General features: G+C 45.1%; 16 protein-coding genes. 2 read left to right on the forward strand and 14 right to left on the reverse strand.

Annotated elements, in window-relative coordinates:
* The 11 genes from GY843_RS07960 to apbC all read right to left on the reverse strand — a co-directional run.
* Nucleotides 1-796, reverse strand: a 796-nt coding sequence (locus tag GY843_RS07960; protein ID WP_297308327.1) for a SpoIIE family protein phosphatase, incomplete at its 3' end; no start/stop codon positions are given.
* A 182-nt stretch (nucleotides 797-978) separates the two neighbouring features.
* A complete protein-coding gene (locus tag GY843_RS07965) occupies nucleotides 979-1,692 on the reverse strand; it encodes a VacJ family lipoprotein (protein ID WP_297308329.1) in 714 nt (237 codons plus the stop codon).
* A 243-nt stretch (nucleotides 1,693-1,935) separates the two neighbouring features.
* A complete protein-coding gene (locus tag GY843_RS07970; RefSeq protein ID WP_297308331.1) occupies nucleotides 1,936-2,340 on the reverse strand; it encodes a CBS domain-containing protein in 405 nt (134 codons plus the stop codon).
* Complete coding sequence (locus GY843_RS07975; protein WP_297308333.1) at nucleotides 2,337-2,687, reverse strand: P-II family nitrogen regulator; 351 nt, start codon at nucleotides 2,685-2,687, stop codon at nucleotides 2,337-2,339. The genes GY843_RS07970 and GY843_RS07975 overlap by 4 nt, the downstream gene beginning before the upstream one ends.
* Before the next feature lie 20 nt (nucleotides 2,688-2,707).
* Nucleotides 2,708-3,475, reverse strand: coding sequence for a DUF1538 domain-containing protein (locus GY843_RS07980; protein ID WP_297308336.1), 768 nt, complete (start codon nucleotides 3,473-3,475; stop codon nucleotides 2,708-2,710).
* A complete protein-coding gene (locus tag GY843_RS07985) occupies nucleotides 3,475-4,176 on the reverse strand; it encodes a DUF1538 domain-containing protein (RefSeq protein WP_297308355.1) in 702 nt (233 codons plus the stop codon). The genes GY843_RS07980 and GY843_RS07985 overlap by 1 nt, the downstream gene beginning before the upstream one ends.
* Before the next feature lie 290 nt (nucleotides 4,177-4,466).
* Nucleotides 4,467-5,273: a hypothetical protein gene (locus GY843_RS07990; protein ID WP_297308338.1), complete on the reverse strand. Its 807-nt coding sequence runs from the start codon at nucleotides 5,271-5,273 to the stop codon at nucleotides 4,467-4,469.
* 276 nt (nucleotides 5,274-5,549) lie between these two features.
* Complete coding sequence (locus GY843_RS07995; RefSeq protein WP_297308358.1) at nucleotides 5,550-6,194, reverse strand: hypothetical protein; 645 nt, start codon at nucleotides 6,192-6,194, stop codon at nucleotides 5,550-5,552.
* 21 nt (nucleotides 6,195-6,215) lie between these two features.
* The gene (gene dcd, locus GY843_RS08000; protein ID WP_297308340.1) at nucleotides 6,216-6,782 is read right to left on the reverse strand and encodes a dCTP deaminase; all 567 of its coding nucleotides are present in this window, start codon (nucleotides 6,780-6,782) and stop codon (nucleotides 6,216-6,218) included.
* A 167-nt stretch (nucleotides 6,783-6,949) separates the two neighbouring features.
* On the reverse strand, nucleotides 6,950-7,129 hold the full coding sequence (locus GY843_RS08005) for a hypothetical protein (protein WP_297308342.1): 180 nt from the start codon (nucleotides 7,127-7,129) through the stop codon (nucleotides 6,950-6,952).
* A gap of 165 nt (nucleotides 7,130-7,294) precedes the next feature.
* Complete coding sequence (apbC, locus tag GY843_RS08010; RefSeq protein WP_297308345.1) at nucleotides 7,295-8,389, reverse strand: iron-sulfur cluster carrier protein ApbC; 1,095 nt, start codon at nucleotides 8,387-8,389, stop codon at nucleotides 7,295-7,297.
* A 241-nt stretch (nucleotides 8,390-8,630) separates the two neighbouring features.
* On the opposite strand from apbC, the gene GY843_RS08015 reads away from it, so the two are divergent.
* Nucleotides 8,631-12,062, forward strand: coding sequence for a PAS domain S-box protein (locus GY843_RS08015; RefSeq protein WP_297308347.1), 3,432 nt, complete (start codon nucleotides 8,631-8,633; stop codon nucleotides 12,060-12,062).
* Here GY843_RS08015 and GY843_RS08020 read toward each other — a convergent pair whose 3' ends face one another.
* The 3 genes from GY843_RS08020 to GY843_RS08030 form a co-directional block, all read right to left on the reverse strand.
* Nucleotides 12,063-15,515, reverse strand: a complete 3,453-nt coding sequence (locus GY843_RS08020) for an acyl-[ACP]--phospholipid O-acyltransferase (RefSeq protein WP_297308349.1) — start codon at nucleotides 15,513-15,515, stop codon at nucleotides 12,063-12,065.
* 115 nt (nucleotides 15,516-15,630) lie between these two features.
* Entirely contained in the window at nucleotides 15,631-16,722 is a 1,092-nt protein-coding gene (trmA, locus tag GY843_RS08025) for a tRNA (uridine(54)-C5)-methyltransferase TrmA (protein WP_297308351.1), read from the reverse strand.
* A gap of 137 nt (nucleotides 16,723-16,859) precedes the next feature.
* Nucleotides 16,860-18,098, reverse strand: coding sequence for an HDOD domain-containing protein (locus GY843_RS08030; RefSeq protein WP_297308353.1), 1,239 nt, complete (start codon nucleotides 18,096-18,098; stop codon nucleotides 16,860-16,862).
* A gap of 316 nt (nucleotides 18,099-18,414) precedes the next feature.
* Between GY843_RS08030 and GY843_RS08035 the strand changes: the two genes are divergently transcribed.
* Nucleotides 18,415-18,524 (forward strand): class I tRNA ligase family protein (locus tag GY843_RS08035; protein ID WP_297308360.1); only part of this gene is annotated, 110 nt, incomplete at its 3' end.

Consider the following 18,524-nt stretch of genomic DNA (forward strand, 5'->3'; position numbering starts at 1 on the left):
AAATACTGAGATGTTTACCAAGTTCGGTATCCAGCAGTTCAGTGTTTATTCGGTACAAGGTGTCTATGGGTGACAAGATGTCAAAGCTGGATTCACGCCGAAAATTTCTTAACAAACGGTTTGTCATATTTTTCAGCAGAACTGTGACCAGAGCCGACGAAGCTCCATGCCCTGACACATCAGCCAGATAAAACAGCGTTCGATGTTCATCAATGGCAATTACATCAATAAAATCGCCACTTAAGTAAAGTGATGGGATCAACAGGTAACGCGCACTGATCACTCCTGACTGGAACTGCCGGTCAGGCAGCATATTCTGCTGGATCTGAAGTGCCGCCTGCTGGTCAGCCTGCAGTTCACTCAGGCTTTTCTCAAGCTCATCACGATAATGAAAGTTTTTCTCTATCAATTCTGCCTGAGCAAGAAACTTAGCCACAGAATGGGCGAAAGCGTCGGTCTCTTCACAAAGAGTATTCTGAACAAAGACATCAGCAGCTCCAAAACGTAAAGCTCTGAGAACCCATGCGTCTCTCTCAGGGGGAAGAATAGCAATCAGAGGCTTAGGCGCATGCTGTTCGGCCAAGGCTTGTATCTGATCTAACATCAGCTCTTCACCTACCCCGACTATTAGAAGAGAAAACTCATTCTCAGCCAACAGTTCGTGAGCATAGGCAGAGCTAAATGCTGTAGAGATTTTCACCGGAGGTAGCGACGCACTATTGCAGGTATCGATAATACAATCGATCGCTTCAGCAACATGATCAACAAGCAGAATTGTCTGGTAGGTCTGTTTCATAGCTCTGTTTCATAGCTCTGCTTCAGAACCCTGCTACTTAGCGCATGGGTTTTCGGCAAAGGACTATTTTCCGGTAAAGGACTATGAAGCACCACGTTAAAACTTAGTGGCTGAACATGCAATGAAAATATGAAGAGAAAAGAGATATGAGGATAGATTTAAATCTATCCTCAATATTATTCTCAGAAATTACTATCGTCGTAATCCTCAAAAACGCCATCGGCTATCGCGAATTCACGTTTTTGCAGGTAAGCATCACGGATAAACGTATATTTATCACCTGAAATCAGCTTTTCAGATTCCAGCAGTCGAGCACGACCATCAACAATACGTGTCAAATACAAAGCATTACGAGCGCCGCTATCATCCAATTTGGAAACAGGATCTACCATTGAATCAGGAATGCTACCAATGCCATCACGAATAGTTGTAGGGCCTAAGAAAGGGAGTACCAAATATGGACCGCTACCTGCTCCCCAATAACCCAAGGTCTGACCAAAATCTTCATCGTGTTTTTCAATTCCCATCGGAGTCGCAACATCAACGAAGCCTGCCAGGCCGATTGTTGAGTTGAATGTCACACGGGCAAGATCCTGCAGAGCATAGTCAACTTTTCCCTGTAGCAGGTTATTGATCATTGTGCGCAGATCAGACAAGTTATCAAAGAAGTTAGATACACCTGCCTCAGCCATATCAGGCATTACCTCTCTGTAACCTTGGGCTACGGGTTTAAGCGCGTAAGTGTCTAGACCATCATTAAAACTAAACATTGCACGATTAAAACCTTCCCACGGATCAACGTTTACTTCCTCAGCAACAACAGCTGAAGAGATCACTACAGAAAGTAAGCCAGCAACAAGATTACGGAAAGTTGCCATATTGAATCTGGTATTCATTCAGGAGCCCTTAATACCCTGCAAAAAATAAAGCCCTATTCTATCTAATAACAATAGTGATAAAAAATAGGAAAAAGACTTATTTTTTGTTGGTAGCAATGAAACTCAGCCACTATAAAGGCATCCTTTCTTTATGGAACCCGCGAACAAGTCCCTGCAGTTTAAGCAAGGACTTATTCGTAGGTTCCTTAAACTAGCAGCACGCCCTTGGCCAGGATAGCAGGGCTAAATGGCAGGTTTTGTTTAGTTATCTTGCAGGCCTTTTAACACCATGCTGCGGTAACTCACGATACCCAATACTTTCTCATTCTCAATAACTGGTGCATGAGCCAAGCCAAAATTTTCAAAAAGGCGTGCGCAGTATCTAATATCCATATGCGGATCTACGGAGATAACTGGCTTCGCCATCACCTCATAGACATTTACACGTTCTGGTGAACGATCTTTAGCCACCACTTTCTTAGCAATATCCGAGAGCAGGATCATGCCGTACTCATCATCATCGTGGCGTTTGTTGATAATCAATACACGAGCATCTTTATCTCTAAAGATTTTAACCGCATCTGCAACAGTCATCAGGCCGTCAATCACATCAAACTCATCGGTCATGACATCTCGGGTGCGCACTACCTTACGCTCTGTACTCATAACTCTTCCTCAACCTTTTCGGCCAGTTCCCGAACCTGATGGGAAATCCCAACAGCATCTTCAACATCAATCTGAATCGCAATCCCCATTCCCGGCTGTTCATCGAACTCTGCCACACGGGATATTGTTTCCAGTATTTTGCGACTCAGGTGCTCTTCAACAATAAATAAAACCACATCACGTTGAGTTTCCAGGGTTAAACCAAAAAATGTTTTGGTTTTATGCACCCCTTCTCCACGTGCATTGTTAATTACAGTGGCACCTGTGGCTCCCGCATCACGGGCAGCCTTCATCACATCATCGGTTTTCGAATCTTCTACAAAAACCACCAACAATTTGAAATGCATATCAGCCTCTCCAGCTCTCGCTAGTCACGTTTAGCACGATATTCAGAAAGTTGCGCATAGGCCATTACCGTAATCATAGGAAACAAACTGGCAAATGCGATTAAACCAAAACCATCAATCAAAGCACTTCGCCCCGGAACCGTCTCAGCAAGCCCTAATCCAAGAGCAGCGACTAAAGGAACTGTTACCGTAGAAGTGGTTACCCCACCAGAGTCATAGGCTAGCGGTACGATAAGTTTGGGGGCAAAGAAAGTTTGGACTACCACTACGACATAACCGGCAATGATGAACCAGTGGATCGGGTAACCAGTAACAATACGCCATGTCCCAAGAGAGATACCAACTGCCACACCTATCGCGACCGCTATACGTAACCCCCAAACCCCGATGGCACCACCGGAAACCTCATTAGCTTTGATAGCCACTGCAATCAAGGAAGGCTCCGCGATCGTCGTACTGGCACCAATAGCAAAGGCAAAGATATAAACCCAAAAATAATCCTGCCACTGCAAAGCGCCTGCCACCGAACCACTCCAGCTACTGATAAACTCAGGATTTGTTAACTGTTCAGCCATCAAGCGTCCAATTGGGAAAAGTGCTTTTTCCAAACCTAAAAGGAAGAGCGCCAAACCTAGAATTACATAGGCAAAACCAATCAGTACTTTCTTAATATTAGGTATCGGCCGACGAATCACCAGAAACTGAAAACCGAAGATAATCGCCGCAATAGGGATGACATCTTTAATAGTAGTGAGCGTGATCGAAATAAGTTGGCTTAATAGTTCCATCAGATCACCATTCCATAAGCCATAACAAAGATCATGGGCGTTAAAGAAGCAAAGGCGATCAGGCCAAAACCATCAATCATGGGATTACGGCCTTCGATAGAGGAAGCCAAGCCAACACCTAACGCTGTCACCAGCGGAACCGTAATCGTTGAAGTCGTAACACCACCAGAATCATACGCAATGCCGATAATCTCTCGCGGAGCAAACATAGTCATAATCACCACGAGGATATAACCCGCAATGATCATATATTGAATTGACCAACCCTTAAGAATACGGAAAACCCCAAGTACGATGGCTAAACCTACAGAAAAGGCTACCGTATAACGCAGACCTGAAGCATAACTTGCTTTAGCCTCATCGCTAGTCTCTATCATCCCCCCCGTAGCAGCCACAGTCGCAGCTTCCGCCGCCACCGCAATCAATGCGGGTTCCGCGACCGTCGTGCCAAAACCAAGAGAAAATGCAAAAACTAACAACCAGAAAACACTACCCTTGCGAGCGAAAGCATTTGCCATACTCTCACCGATAGGAAACAGCCCCATCTCAAGCCCGTAGATAAAGAAAGTCAGACCCGCTACAACGCAAAGGAGACCGGTAACAATACCGAAGAAATCAGGCACAGATTGCTGCAGAACAACAATCTGAAAAAAAGCGATCACAAGAACTATAGGAGCCAGATCCCGTAAACTGCCCAGCATTGATTGCCCTAAAGCAAATAACCCACCTTTCAAGTCAGGTAACTCCTTAATAATTAAAGGGTTATTGATGAGCTCAGCCTACTTTCAATGCTCTTAAATGTAAACTGCATAAAAGCGCAGGTACAGATTATTCCCCTAAACTTTGATATTTCTCATAAGAACCATACAAATTACTAGAGCGTCTGTTTTATGCGAGTGCTTACAATAAGATTGACGAGTTTATGAACACCGCCTTTGAGGACTTAATTAAAAGTCATCACTTGCAATAAACAATGAAATAAACTGACGTCTTAATGGATAATGGGAGGGTCTTCGGGCTCATCAGGCACAACAATATGACCACTGCTATCGAGAACTAATGCCCCATGCTCAACACCTAGCTCAAGCATCTGATGCAGCATCATTCGGGTAAGATGTGCACTGATAATAAGCCCTGCTGGCGGATCCCCCTCAAACAGATCATCATCGATCAGATCTTCAGGGCGTAAACCAAGAAGAAGCGGGTTTTCAGTAATCAGTGGAGCAATATCTTCAGGCGCAAATACAGAATAATCTGAAGAGATATCCAGAGCTAACTGGTAAGCATCACGTTGAGCATTTTGCTCATTTAGCAGATCCAAGAAGGCTGACTCAGCTGCGGAAAATATCTGTGATAACTCACTAACGCCACCGAGAGTGATATTCCTTTTCGCAACTTCTGAGCTGCTGTAATCCACTTCAATAGGGTACTGACTATCCTGGCTCAGCTCTTCATCATCAACAATAACATTTCCTTCATCATCGACTTCTAACCATTCTCGTTCTACGGCAACAGCAAGCAAGCCTTCCAAAGCAGCCGCCAGTATATTGCTACAGATGATTACACCAACAGAGGGGTTTTCACTCTCCTGACGGTTCATAATCAACTCACCAGCACGTGCGGCCAGGAGGGAGGGATCCTGCTGAATTATTTCAGCCAGTTGATCAGTCTCTAGAAAGAGCTTTTCGTGCACTAGGCGCTCAGCTGTCAGATAAGGTTCTGAACAACCATTAGACTGCATCCGAGCAATGTACTCGACACGTACGTCCTCAAGTAAGGTTGTTAATAATCCACTCATCTACTAGTCTGAATCCTGTTATCTAAAGAAAATACTAAGGATACCTAGACAATGGTCGATTCTTAGTAAGGAAGCAACCAAAAAACACCAGGAAGGGGAAAAAAATGTTTATTTGGGATAAAGGCGGTGAAAGCCAAACGGATGAGGAAGAAGGCAGTATCTACATCCTGTCAGATAACTAACCTAAAAACTAAGGGAACTAGTGTCGTAGCTAGTGCCTAACAGTGAAAAGGCCTGCAATATAGCAGGCCTTTTACATTATTCAGCATCTAACTCTTAATGCAGAGTTAAACCTATCGGTTCTATTTCAGTTTTAATCTCGTCAAACGCTTCACGCAAATCAGTCAGCTTAACCAAGCCGTGATCTTCAGGCGATACAGGCAACTCAAACCAATCTAATGCCCACACCTTGGTCATGATCTCATATTCACCAATCAGGGCATCCAGATAGATCATCACTGCTTCAGTACGCGGGTCCATATCCAGAACTTTCGGAGCGTCCTGCATATACACTTCAAGATGTAGGCGCTTATTTACTTGCACCATACGGCACCAGAAATCACCAATCTCACAATACTCTTCGCCGATATTCACGGATAGTGGGACCGGATCATACCGGTTGTTAAATGCTTTGAACTCAATGCCAGTCAGCTCAGGAGCTGCACCAATTAAGCTCAATACAGAATGAATGGATTCCGGGAAACCATCACAACCGAACACCATCTCAACAGAACCTTCCGTATCAGCATCACTCTGGAAATGGAAAGTTAGGTTGGAATCTATTTTCTGCAGATGCTCGCGATACTGTTTCAGCAGAGGCTCTGCCTCGAAACGGTCATCACTACGACTCTCCAGCAGTTGCTGAATGGTTTCCTGCAACTGTTCCCAGAAGGTACTTATCTGTTTACGGTCTAAAATCATCAAAATGGTATAAGCAAAAGATCAGGTACGTGGAACGACGACGCCAGTCTGTCCCTGATATTTTCCGTCACGGTCTTTATAAGAGGTTTCACAAACCTCATCACCCTGAAGGAACAACATCTGAGCAACACCTTCGTTAGCATAAATTTTGGCTGGTAGAGGTGTTGTGTTGGAAAATTCAAGTGTCACGTGGCCTTCCCACTCGGGTTCAAGCGGTGTCACGTTTACGATAATGCCACAACGTGCATAAGTACTTTTACCCAAACAGATTGTCAGCACATCTCGCGGTATTTTGAAATATTCAACCGTACGTGCCAAAGCAAAGGAGTTTGGCGGGATGATACAAACATCGGATTCAACATCAACAAAACTACCCTCATCGAAATCCTTTGGATCAACGACAGAAGAGTTGATATTGGTAAAAATCTTAAATTCATTGGCACAGCGAACATCATAACCATAACTGGAAGTACCATAAGAGACGATGCGCGAACCATCCACCTCACGAACCTGACCCGGCTCGAATGGAGAAATCATATCGTGCTCTTGCGCCATACGGCGAATCCAGCGATCTGCTTTAATGCCCATCTTGGCTTGTTCCACCTGCTCAATAAAATTTGACCGCGGATTGTACCATTTTTATTCTCAAAGAGACAAAAATGAATCAGCATCAGGTTGATACTTTAAGGAGTCGCAGAAGCATGAAAAACGGCCCCCGAAGGAGCCGTTAGATCAGACATGAAGGGGATAAAAAATCAGTTCAGAAGGTTAGCTGTTTTCTCGTACTGCTCTGCTAGCCAGAACTCAGCTGCCGATTTCCCTTTGTCGCGTAGCGTATCAGCCTGACGTCTTAACTCGCGTGCCATCTCACTACGAGATGGAGTTGGAGTTTTAGTTTTCATCATTTTTATATTCGCAGTTGCTCTGTAGTCCATCCTACATCCCTCTATTTATTGTTATTAGCAATTGAGTTTCAAACTGTGTGAACTATTAAGTATAGACGACAAAACTGATTATCTAACTCGGATGTTACACTCCGTTGACATTGATCAATTTTCAGACAACCCAATCTACCATCCCTTTCCAATAAATGGGGGTAATCAGTCATCCTCAACAATAATGTTAGGGATCACTGAAGCAGGTTTGGCATTTTTCTCTGCTAGAACGCCGGCCAATCTACGAGCGATTTTTATATAACTCTGCGCGTGGGCACTCTCGGGGTCAGCCACTACCGTCGGCTTACCAGAATCCACTTGTTCTCGGATAGACAGCGCCAAAGGTAACTGTCCCAGAAGTTCTGTTTCATATCGCTCAGCAATACTTTCACCGCCACCTGCGCCGAAAACCGGTTCAGTGTGACCACAATTACTGCAAGTGTGTGTACTCATATTTTCCACAACACCTAGTACAGGAATATCCACTTTGCGGAACATCTCTATACCTTTTTTAGCATCTAGCAGAGCAATATCCTGCGGGGTAGTAACAATCACCGCACCCGCAACCGGTACTTTCTGCGACAATGTGAGTTGTATATCACCTGTGCCCGGCGGCATATCGATAAACAGATAATCCAGATCCTGCCAATAAGTCTGCGTCAGCAACTGCTGCAAAGCGCCTGCTGCCATTGGGCCACGCCATACCATAGCGGTATCTTCTTCGATCAGGTAACTCATCGAGATTGACTGAATACCATGGGCTTCAATAGGCAGAAAGTGCTTCTCATCGTAAGGCTGCGGACGAACACCTTCAGCAACACCCAGCATCATCCCTTGGCTTGGTCCATAGATATCCGCATCAAGAATCCCTACACGGGCACCTTCTGCAGCCATAGCCAGCGCCAGATTGGCAGTTGTAGTTGATTTACCAACACCACCTTTACCCGAAGCAACTGCGATTACATTCTTAACGCCCGTCATGGTTGGCAGATTGTTCTGCCCCTGAGAAGATGCAATCTTGTGGCTCAGAGAAACCTCTACACTTTCAATACCATCAAGAGCAGTTAGAACTGTCTTTAAGTCTGATTTGATCTGCTCTGCCACGCCCTTGGTTGGATAAGGCATTTCTAATGATAAGGAACAACGGCCATTTTCAGCTGCAATGTTTTTAACAAGATCCGCTGATACCAGATCCATTCCCAATACCGGGTCCTGATACTGACCAAGAGCATCAGAAATAACTGTTTCGATAGATGACAACTTGCCGCTCCATTTATATTGTTATTTAACCGAATAATATCCGACTATTTTTGTAGGAATTATGCAGCTTGTTTCCTAAACTGTCCATCTCTCTACCCAAGAAATCGAAAGATCAAAACGACCATAAAAAATTGAATCGGCACTCAATAAAATATAAGTTATTGAGTTTTATCAATACGTAAGCAACAAAAGAGAGCTAGACTTCAGATCAGTTACAACAGGTCTCTCAAGTTGGTGGAAGATGAAGTTCAGAACTAAAACGATCATAGGTGTTGCACTGATCGAAATGGTCCTACTCTCCATTCTTGTCATCAAAGTTTTTGCTCTACTTTCAGAATCAAACCACTCTGAATCCGAACGTAAAATCAGACTTACTGAAACTCTACTCACTGCTTCCAGCCAAGATGCCATCATCGCCTATGACCTCGCTGCTCTGGAAAGCCTTGCTGAAAACATCCTGGATACCGGCGAACTGTCATATATTCGCTTTCTAGATAACAATCGCCAGGTTCTAGTAGAGCACTGGGCACTCGAAAACAGGACAGCAATCGAACTATTTCATGCAGATAGTTCCAACATCCATAAAGAGCTACCAGTAACCTATTCCGAACAAAATTTTGGTTTTATACAGTTTGGAATAGATCACAGCTATATGGGTCAGTTTTTCTACAATGCCATAGGAGAAATTACCACACTTGCTGCTCTAGAGGTTTTGCTGGTTGCTGCATTCTCTTTTCTGCTTGGTATGTATCTAACTAAACAGCTTAAACAACTGACTCAAGCAACAAGCAAGTTAAAACAAGGTAAGTTAGGCACAACTATTCCTGTCACCGGCAGCGATGAACTGGCTACGACTGTTGCAGCATTCAATAGTATGTCAACTCATCTGGAGGAGTTAGAAAAGGCAAACAATAAAGAGAAAGAGCGCTTGCGGGAACTGGAACAGGCGCTTAATCAGAGCCCTGTAGGTATCGTAATCTACTCTTTGGATGGTAAACAACTCTATGCCAATAAGCACTTTGCCCGACTCACTGGTTTTTCGATTGATCGGTTGATAGATCACCCCCGAAACTACAGTAATAATTTTCAACCTCCAGAGCAGTTCAGCGCTGCCTTGGCTGGCCTATATTCCTGGGATGGCAATTTTCGTTATGAACGTAGTGACGGATCTCTCTTCTGGGCACGCGTGTCCCTATCACCTATTAAAAATAATCATGGTAATACCATTCGCATGCTAGAAGTAGTCAGGGATATCAGCCAGATCAGACAGGCACAGGAACAGCTGTCGCGAAGTGAAGCACTGTTCAGAGCAAACTTTTCCTATGCAGGCCTTGGTATTGCCAACATCAATGAACAAGGCATGTTTGTCCGTGTAAATGAACGTTTCTGCGAAATCTTAGGCTACAGCGAAGAAGAGCTACTGAGTAAAACGTATCTGGATATAACCTGGCTTGAAGATAAGAACTTAGGAAAAGAGCAGATCCAGCAGCTGAACAGCGGTGAAATTGATCACTTTGTGTTGGATAAACGCTATCGCCATAAAGCAGGCCATCCGGTCCATTGCCGGCTAACGCTAACTAAAACGATGACCGACGACGGTCTTGTGAATATTGCTTGTATTGAAGATAGAACCCAGAGCAGAGCTGATGAGCTGCATATTGCGGAATCAAACCAACAAATGCGTTCGCTGTTGGATAACTTCCCTTTTATGGTCTGGCTTAAAAATAATGACGGCCAGTTTCTTGCGGTAAACAAACCGTTCTCCGACGCCTGTGGTGCAGAATCCCCTTTAGCCTTGGAGGGAAAAACTGATTTTGATATCTGGCCTACTGACCTGGCGAACAAGTACCGTCATGACGACCTCAAAGCAATTATTCACAAGGAAATACTGAATACCGAAGAGATGGTTGAAACAGAGGGTTTAAGGCACTGGGTTGAAACACATAAAGCACCGGTAGAACTGAATGGTGATGTGATTGGTACGGTAGGCTACGCCAGGGATATTACTGAGCGAAAAGAAGCTCAGGAGAAGATGCTAAAAGCCGAGGTGGTTTTTAACTCCGCAAAGGAAGGAATTATTCTCACTGACAGCAATGCTAGGGTGAAAATGATCAATCCCGCCTTCTCAACTATTACTGGTTATTACGAGAAGGATATCATCGGAGAAAAGGCATCGATCCTCAGCTCAGGTAAACATGATGCTGATTTCTATAACTCGCTGTACGAGAAACTGGATGTCGAAGGTCAATGGCAGGGAGAGATCTGGAACCGGAAGAAAAATGGTGAACTCTATGTGCAATGGCAGACCATTGTAGCCCTGAAAAATGATAACGGTTTTGTCGAAGAGTATTTGGCCATTTTTAGCGATATCACCCAACGCAAAGAAGCAGAACAAGAGATTGAGTACAGAGCTAATTATGATCAGCTAACGGGCCTACCAAACCGGTCTCTGCTACATGAACTACTTAAGCAGGTCCTGGTGAAAAATAAGCGCGAGAAGAAACAATGCGCAGTTTGCTTTCTCGACTTGGATCACTTCAAAAGGATCAACGATACCTTGGGCCATGCAATAGGTGATGGCCTCTTGAAAAAAGTTGCCATCATTCTTAAGAGCTCACTCCGCGAATCTGACATTGTCGCCCGTCTGGGCGGTGATGAATTCATAATTGTCATCCCAAATCTGGAAGATATCAGTTTTCTCAACAAGCTGGCCGAAAAGCTAATCAGCGCCTTCAACCGCCCTCTTCAGGTCGATAAGCATGAAATACATACAGGTATTAGTATCGGGATTGCTGTAGCTCCTTTTGATGGTCACGATATCGATACTCTGCTGAGTCACGCCGACCTCGCCATGTACAAAGCGAAAGAATCCGGGCGAGGACAATTTCACTTCTACAACCAACAGATGTCCCAGGAGATTCGTTCTTCACGAACGATTGAGTTGGAATTGCGAAAAGCGATTGATGAGAAAAAAATGGACGTTGCCTTCCAGCCCATCGTCGCTTTAGGCAGCAATACTATCACCGGCTATGAAGCACTGGCACGCTGGAAACGTACAACGGGCAAAGAGACAAGTCCGGAAGTCTTTATCAAACATGCTGAAGAGTTTGGTCTGATCGAAGAACTGTTCGAAGTAGTTTTCCACAAAGCACTGGTCGGATTCGAGCAGCTTATCCGCGACAGAGAACAGGACAATACATATCTGTCCGTAAATCTATCAACCTACCAGATACCTAAACTGCTTAGCATTGATTGGCTTCTGCTATCTCTCGAAAAGCATTCTCTTTCACCAGAAAACATCATGCTGGAGATTACTGAGGGTGTTTTACTTTCAGATTCCAAAGAGACCGTTGACTGGCTTAATGAAGCCCGTCAGCAGGGCTTCCGTATCGCCATTGATGACTTTGGCACTGGTTACTCATCGCTTTCATATCTGAAACAGATCCCGGTCGATGTCCTAAAGATCGACCGCTGCTTCATTCAGGATATCAACTACGACACTTCAGATATGGCGCTTGTACGGGCCATAATTGCGATGTCGAATGCTTTTGGCGTGGAGGTAATCGCCGAAGGGATTGAAACCGCAGAGCAGCAATGTCTACTCAGCGGCCTCAATTGCAGGCTTGGTCAAGGTTACTATTTAGGTAAACCCTTTTACATTCAGGAACTGTAATCAAGCTATAAGTGACAACGCCAGATTTTTCGCAGTACAAAAGTCTGTTTTACCACTACCTAATAGCGGCACCGATTCCACAGCAAAGATCTCAGAAGGCACCATAAGCGCAGGCATACCCCCGCTTATCAGGCCTTGGCGGATTTCGCCAGTATCACTTTCAGTCTCTAACAACAGAATAACCTTCTCCCCTTTTTTCTCATCAGGTAGGTTAACGGCTACCAGAGGCAGTTCTGGTTGTTGCAGGATCTCACGCACCTTACCTTCTACACTGGTTAGACTAATCATCTCACCACCCAGTTTGGCAAATCGACTGTAGCGATCAACGATAGTAAGGAATCCATCCTCATCCAGATGTCCTTTATCCCCGCTCTTGTACCAACGTAAACCATCCAGCTCGACAACCACATCCGCTGTTTTATCAGGATTATTCAGATACCCCTTCATAATCTGAGTGCCACCAATCAGGATCAGTCCATCTTCACCTACCGGTAACTCCTCCAGTGTATCCGGATCAACAATTCGGAAAGTCGATCCCGGTAGTGCCAATCCAACCGTACCCGGTTTATTGCCTACCTGTACCGTCCACCAATCGGTATCCAAAGAATCCGGTAGATTTGTACTCGCCACCGGCGTTGTCTCGGTAGAACCGTAGCCCTCAACCACCGGCACATGAAATTTACGCTCAAAGCTGTCGCGCACATTTGGATCAAGCTTCTCAGCCCCCGCGACAACGGCGCGTAGTGAAGAAAACATCAAAGGATGAACTCGTTTATTTTTCGCATACAGACGCATAAAGGTTGAAGTAGCACACATCAGAGTCGCTTTATAACGGGCCACGCCTTTACCAATTTTCGCAGCATCCGTTGGATCGGGATGACACACCACGGGCATATCTTCGATCAGTGGCATAAAGCAGGTTACTGTCAGCCCAAAGGCATGGAATAGCGGTAGGGTTGCCATAATGCAATCATCACCACGAACATTCAGCACGTCTGCGGTCTGGCGTAGATTCGCCATAATGTTACGCTGGCTCAACATCACACCTTTAGGTGCCCCCTCACTACCAGAAGAGAACAAAATAGCGGCTGTATCTTCCAGCGAGTTCCGCTCACATAACCAGTGTTGCAGAATCGAGGTAGGCAAAATGGATACAGCGGCCAGCGTAGTCAGAGCCTGCCACTTACTGAAGCTCGCTTTAATATCTTCCATGTACAACACATCTCGGCCGCCAAACCATATCTCCGGATCAATACCACGGGCCTTCAGCTTCTTAACAAAGCGGTGAGCTGTAACAATGGTTTTCACCTCTGCTTGCTCCAGCGCTGAAGCCACGGAATCAGAAGGTGCAGTAAAATTCATATTTACAACGGTTTTACCTGCCATCAGTGAAGATATGTTGGCAATAGCCCCTGCACTAGAAGTCGGTACCAACAAACCGATATTCTGACCTTCCGTATCCACAATCACTTTGCGGAACATGGCACAGGCCGTGAGCAGTTTTCGTTGGCTTAGTGGACCACCATCTACGTCTGCAACAGCAAAACCAGAACTGCCATTTTTCATACTTCGAACAAAAGCATTCGGGATGGTTTCCAGGGTCTGTGTATGTTGATCCCAAGCTCTGATCGACAGCTCAAAGACCATCTTCTTCACCTCTGCAGCAGTGCTGTTAACAGGTAAAGGCTGACCAAAAGCGAGAATCACATCACGTTTACCGCCACTACGACGGATGCTCTTCATCTTATCGGTAGAACGGGAGAAACGACTGCCCCACAAACCGCGCAGATAGAAAGGAACAATAACACCCTCTGCACCTTCACAGGCTTTTTCAAAACCCCGCTTAAATTCGCCTAACTGACCAATATGGCTAATCGCCCCTTCAGGGAAAAGACATACCACTTCACCGTTACTGATCAGGTCACGCACCTTCTCCAGCGCCTGACGGCTATTACCTTTTGAAATTGGGATTACTTTGAAAATATCCAGGAACCAGCGCAAATACCAACGTTCGTAGATACTGCGCTCCATCACAAAGTGGATATGGCGTGGGCAAGCCATCTGGATCATTGCCCAGTCCAGCCAACTGATATGGTTACCCAGTAACAGGGTGCCTTTACCTGCTTCGGGCAGGTTCTCAAAACCCAGCACCTGAAGATTATATTTACGACGGAACAGCACCATCACCAGCAATCGGATAAAGGCTTGTGGCAAAGTCACAATGGCAAAAATAGCGCTACCGACACCGATTACTGCGAGCATAGTCAGTAACCAGAGACCATCAATACTTACCCAGGCAAATATAACGGTAAGCGCCAGGAAGCTAAGCATCATCAGGTTCTGGATAAAGTTATTACCTGCCAGTACACGTCCCATCTCGCTCTCGGAAGCATGAAACTGAATCAATGCATTCAGCGGAACACACATCAATGCACCAAACAGGCCGATGGTCATAAACACCAGTGACTGCAGTAGCATAGAGTCCATTTGCGGCAATAGGATCAAACCAACAGAAACACCGACCGCACCAACTGGGATCAGGCCTACGTTGATATAGTGTTTCGAGAAGCGCCCCGCCAACATGGAACCAATCATGATGCCGATGCCGGCTAAGGCCATCACTCCTTGAATAACAAAAGTGTTGTGCTGATCAAGATGCTCTTCAGCGAAGGCGGGAAATACTGCCAACATCACCTGGCTGATAGACCAGAACAGGGAAAGACCAATAATTGATAACCAGATCGGGCGTTTACCACGTAACAGGGCTAGATTACGTCTCAGTGTTTTACCGGTGACATAAGCAGGCTTATCAAACTTCGCTTCGTGATCCACTTCCTGAAGTTTTGGCAAACGGTAAGCCATAAATAGCTCAAACAATGAGCCAGCCACCAACAACCAACCCAGCGGAGCATTACGCTGCAGACTCTCCTCAGGAGTCATATGGGTTGCGCCATCAAGGCGTATCTCAAACAGAAGAGAGAAAACAACGATACCGGAAAGGATAGCGATCATCGTCACCGCCTGAATCCAGCCGTTACCCTCGCTAAGGTTGTTTGTGCCCACCAGTTCTTTGATATAACCGTATTTTGCGGGTGAGTAGAAAGCGCTTTGCACTGCCAAAACAAAAGTTAAGGCAAAAGCAGGAATAAACAGGCCCAGGTAGTAACACAGAGTGATCAGCAGAGTGATCCCCACCGCCCCCCAAGCGGTATAGCGCATCACATTATTCTTGGGGTATTTGTCGGAGAGAAAACCGGAAGGTGTAAACAGGAGAATAAAAGGTAACAGAATCAAACCATTAACAACAGCGGTCAGAATAATCTGAGTATCACCATCGTAGGCTTTAAATAAAGTGTTCTGAATAATGATCTTGTGGCCAAGATCTACAAAAGCATTTATAAACGCGACGCTAATAAATGCGATGAATCCCTGTATCTTAAGCAGCTCTTTCATAACTCACTCCGTTTCAGGCCCTTAGATTAACAGCCCAGCTATCAATTTGAGAATATGCTGCAAATATAAAAAAAGCCGGTACAAAACCGGCTCTTTTTCAGAAAAGTATTAAATATTAATACTTGCGGCTAAGGAAAACGCCACACTCCAAGTGTTCGGTATAAGGGAACTGATCAAAAATAGCGAAACGCTGCAGTTCATGGGTCTCTGTGATAACTTCCAAGTTTTCCTTCAGAGTCTCAGGGTTACAGGAGATATACAGAATATTATCGTACTCCTGCACCTGTTTTACTGTGTCGTCATCCAGACCTGAACGCGGCGGATCAACTAATACAGTCGTAAAATCGCAAGCTTCCAAACCCAGATCTTTAGTCCGGCGCTTCTCAACTGCTCCACTGAGCACCTGAGAAAACTCTTCTGAGCTGATACGTACTACATCAACATTATCGATATTGTTCTCTTCAATGTTGAATCGCGCTGCCCTAACCGATGTTTTGGAAATTTCAGTGGCGACTACACGGCCAAAGTTCTGTGCCAGTGGAAGTGTAAAGTTACCATTGCCGCAATACAGCTCTACCATATCGCCACCAGCCCCTTGGGTAGCATCCAGAGCCCAGTTGATCATATGACGGCAAACTTCTGCATTAGGCTGGCTAAAGCTATTCTCTACCTGTTTGTAGATGAATTCACGACTATTGATATCCAGCTTCTCAATAACAAAGTCCTGGTCCAACAGAATTTTATTCTTGCGGGAGCGGCCAATAAGCTGAATATTAAATTTCTCTTTCAACTTTTTGGCTTCTTCCGCCCAGCTTTCGTCTATCGGACGGTGGTAAAGCAGAGTAACCAGCAGTTCACCACTTAATGTACTGAGGAAATCCACCTGGAAAAGCTTACGTCGTAACACTTCGCTCGGACGGATCTCTTCGAGAAGCTTGAACATCACATCGTGAATACGCTCAGAGACCATCGGGCAATTGTCGATGCGAATACGGGCATGCTTGTTGCCTTTTTCGAACATCACGTAATATAGATCTTCATCTTCGTGCCATACCCGAAACTCACAACGCATTCGATAATGGCTACGAGGAGACTCATAAACCTCGATCTCAGGAAGATCAAAACAGGAGAACTGTTCCGCTGTTGCAGTCTTTTTGGCTGCTAATAGAGATTCGTACTTATCGGGTTCGACAACAGAGATGGACATTCATGCCTCGGTATTGAGTGATTGTAAGCGGGAGCACTTTCAAAAGCAGCGCATTCTAACAAGAATGGCTGCTTAGGAAAAACTACCCGCCCTCAATACCGCAGTCATAACCGAATGTATAAGAGCTATAAAGAGGTCTAAACAGCGCTTACGTGGGGCTGATATTCAGCAGTAACAAGTTCCCACCGATCCAGCTCTTTCTCCATTCCGATCTGTTCGATATACGGCATACTCAAACGACTGGAAATATCACAGCCAACAACACTAGTAGCAGCAGGCAATAAAGCATCCGCTACATGTACCGCTGTTAATGGCGTAAAGCCATCTGAAGGACTAGCTTTAGGGAAATGGTGAAGCAACACCGCCTCTATTACTCGAGGTGGCAGATTCCATAACGCTAATAGATAGGCACCTGCCTCAGCATGGGTTACCCCCAGCTCGAGCTTCTCAATTGCATAGACTGGCTGTTCCATCACACCTGCCTTGGTCAGGATCTTGTGATATTCCTCCGGATTATGGCTAGCCAGAACCAAAGTACCGAAGTCATGTAGTAATCCGGCCAGAAATGCCTGAGCTTGAATGTGACGATCAGCTTTTACTGAACGGGCAATATGTTGAGCTGCACGGGCCACAGTCATACTACGTTGGTGAATCTGTGAGAAAGAGAAACTCTTCCAATCATCCGTCTGGGGATAGGAATCAAAGAGATGAGCCGAAAGCACCAGATCACGAATCATCCTGACTCCCAGCACAGTCACCGCTTCCTGAATTCGATTTATCTCACGACTTAAGCCGAAATATGCAGAATTAACCAACTGCATAATTTTGGCCGTCATTACTGGGTCCTGCTCCAACACTTTTGCTATCTCACGAGCGTTGGAACGTTCCGAATTTAAAGCAGCATTTAGTTTCTCATATACCTCAGGCATCACCGGCAAAGTCTTTAATGAGGTAATGTAATCCCTCGCAGCAGGTTTATTTATCAGGCTGGTAATATGAAGACTGTTGTAGATATCACGGATCAGCTCCTCAGGATCACAATCCAGTGATAATGAATGATGTGCAAGTTCAGAGGCACGCGCAGTCTGGAATGGAGTCAACGGACCGGAAACAACAATACGCACCAGTCCTGGGTGCTTATCCACAACAGTTTGCAACAGATCCAGTGATTGGGTTGGGTTTTCCCCCAAAGGGAAAATCAGAACACTGGCATCTGTTTTTTCCAGCACAGGCAATAACTGCTCCAAGCTACCTACTGGAACTGTCTCTATATCAGCAACCGAAGAAAGCGCACTGCTTAAACGCAAGCTTTTAGGGCATAACTCGCAGATCACAGCCTGCTTTTCAATCGAATTCAGAGCAACAATTGAGTTCATGGGATAATCCTTCGGGGTTCAAGTCATCCGTGAATCATTTATCTCGGGTATCAATATACTTTTAGTTCTCGATACAAACCCTGTCCAGAAAATAAACAGCTGTATGAAAACTATTCAAATTGAAAGATCCTGTATGGAAGGGTTTATGCAACAAACCCACCACGACTTTGTTGTACCCACTGCAAGGATTCAGAAAAACTCTCGAATTTATTCTCATTTTCCTGAAAACAATCCTTCTAGAATAGTTCATAAAATCTCCTAAAAAGCGTAGAATTTGCGCTCAATTTTTTATCGATTTCAGGTTCTCAGGCAGATCATGACTGACAGCAAACGTAAGATTCTTGTAACCAGCGCTCTCCCTTACGCTAACGGCCCTATCCATCTGGGTCACCTAGTGGAATATATCCAGACTGATATCTGGGTTCG

The sequence above is a fragment of the Neptuniibacter sp. genome (genome assembly GCF_024231755.1).
Lineage (GTDB): Bacteria > Pseudomonadota > Gammaproteobacteria > Pseudomonadales > Balneatricaceae > Neptuniibacter.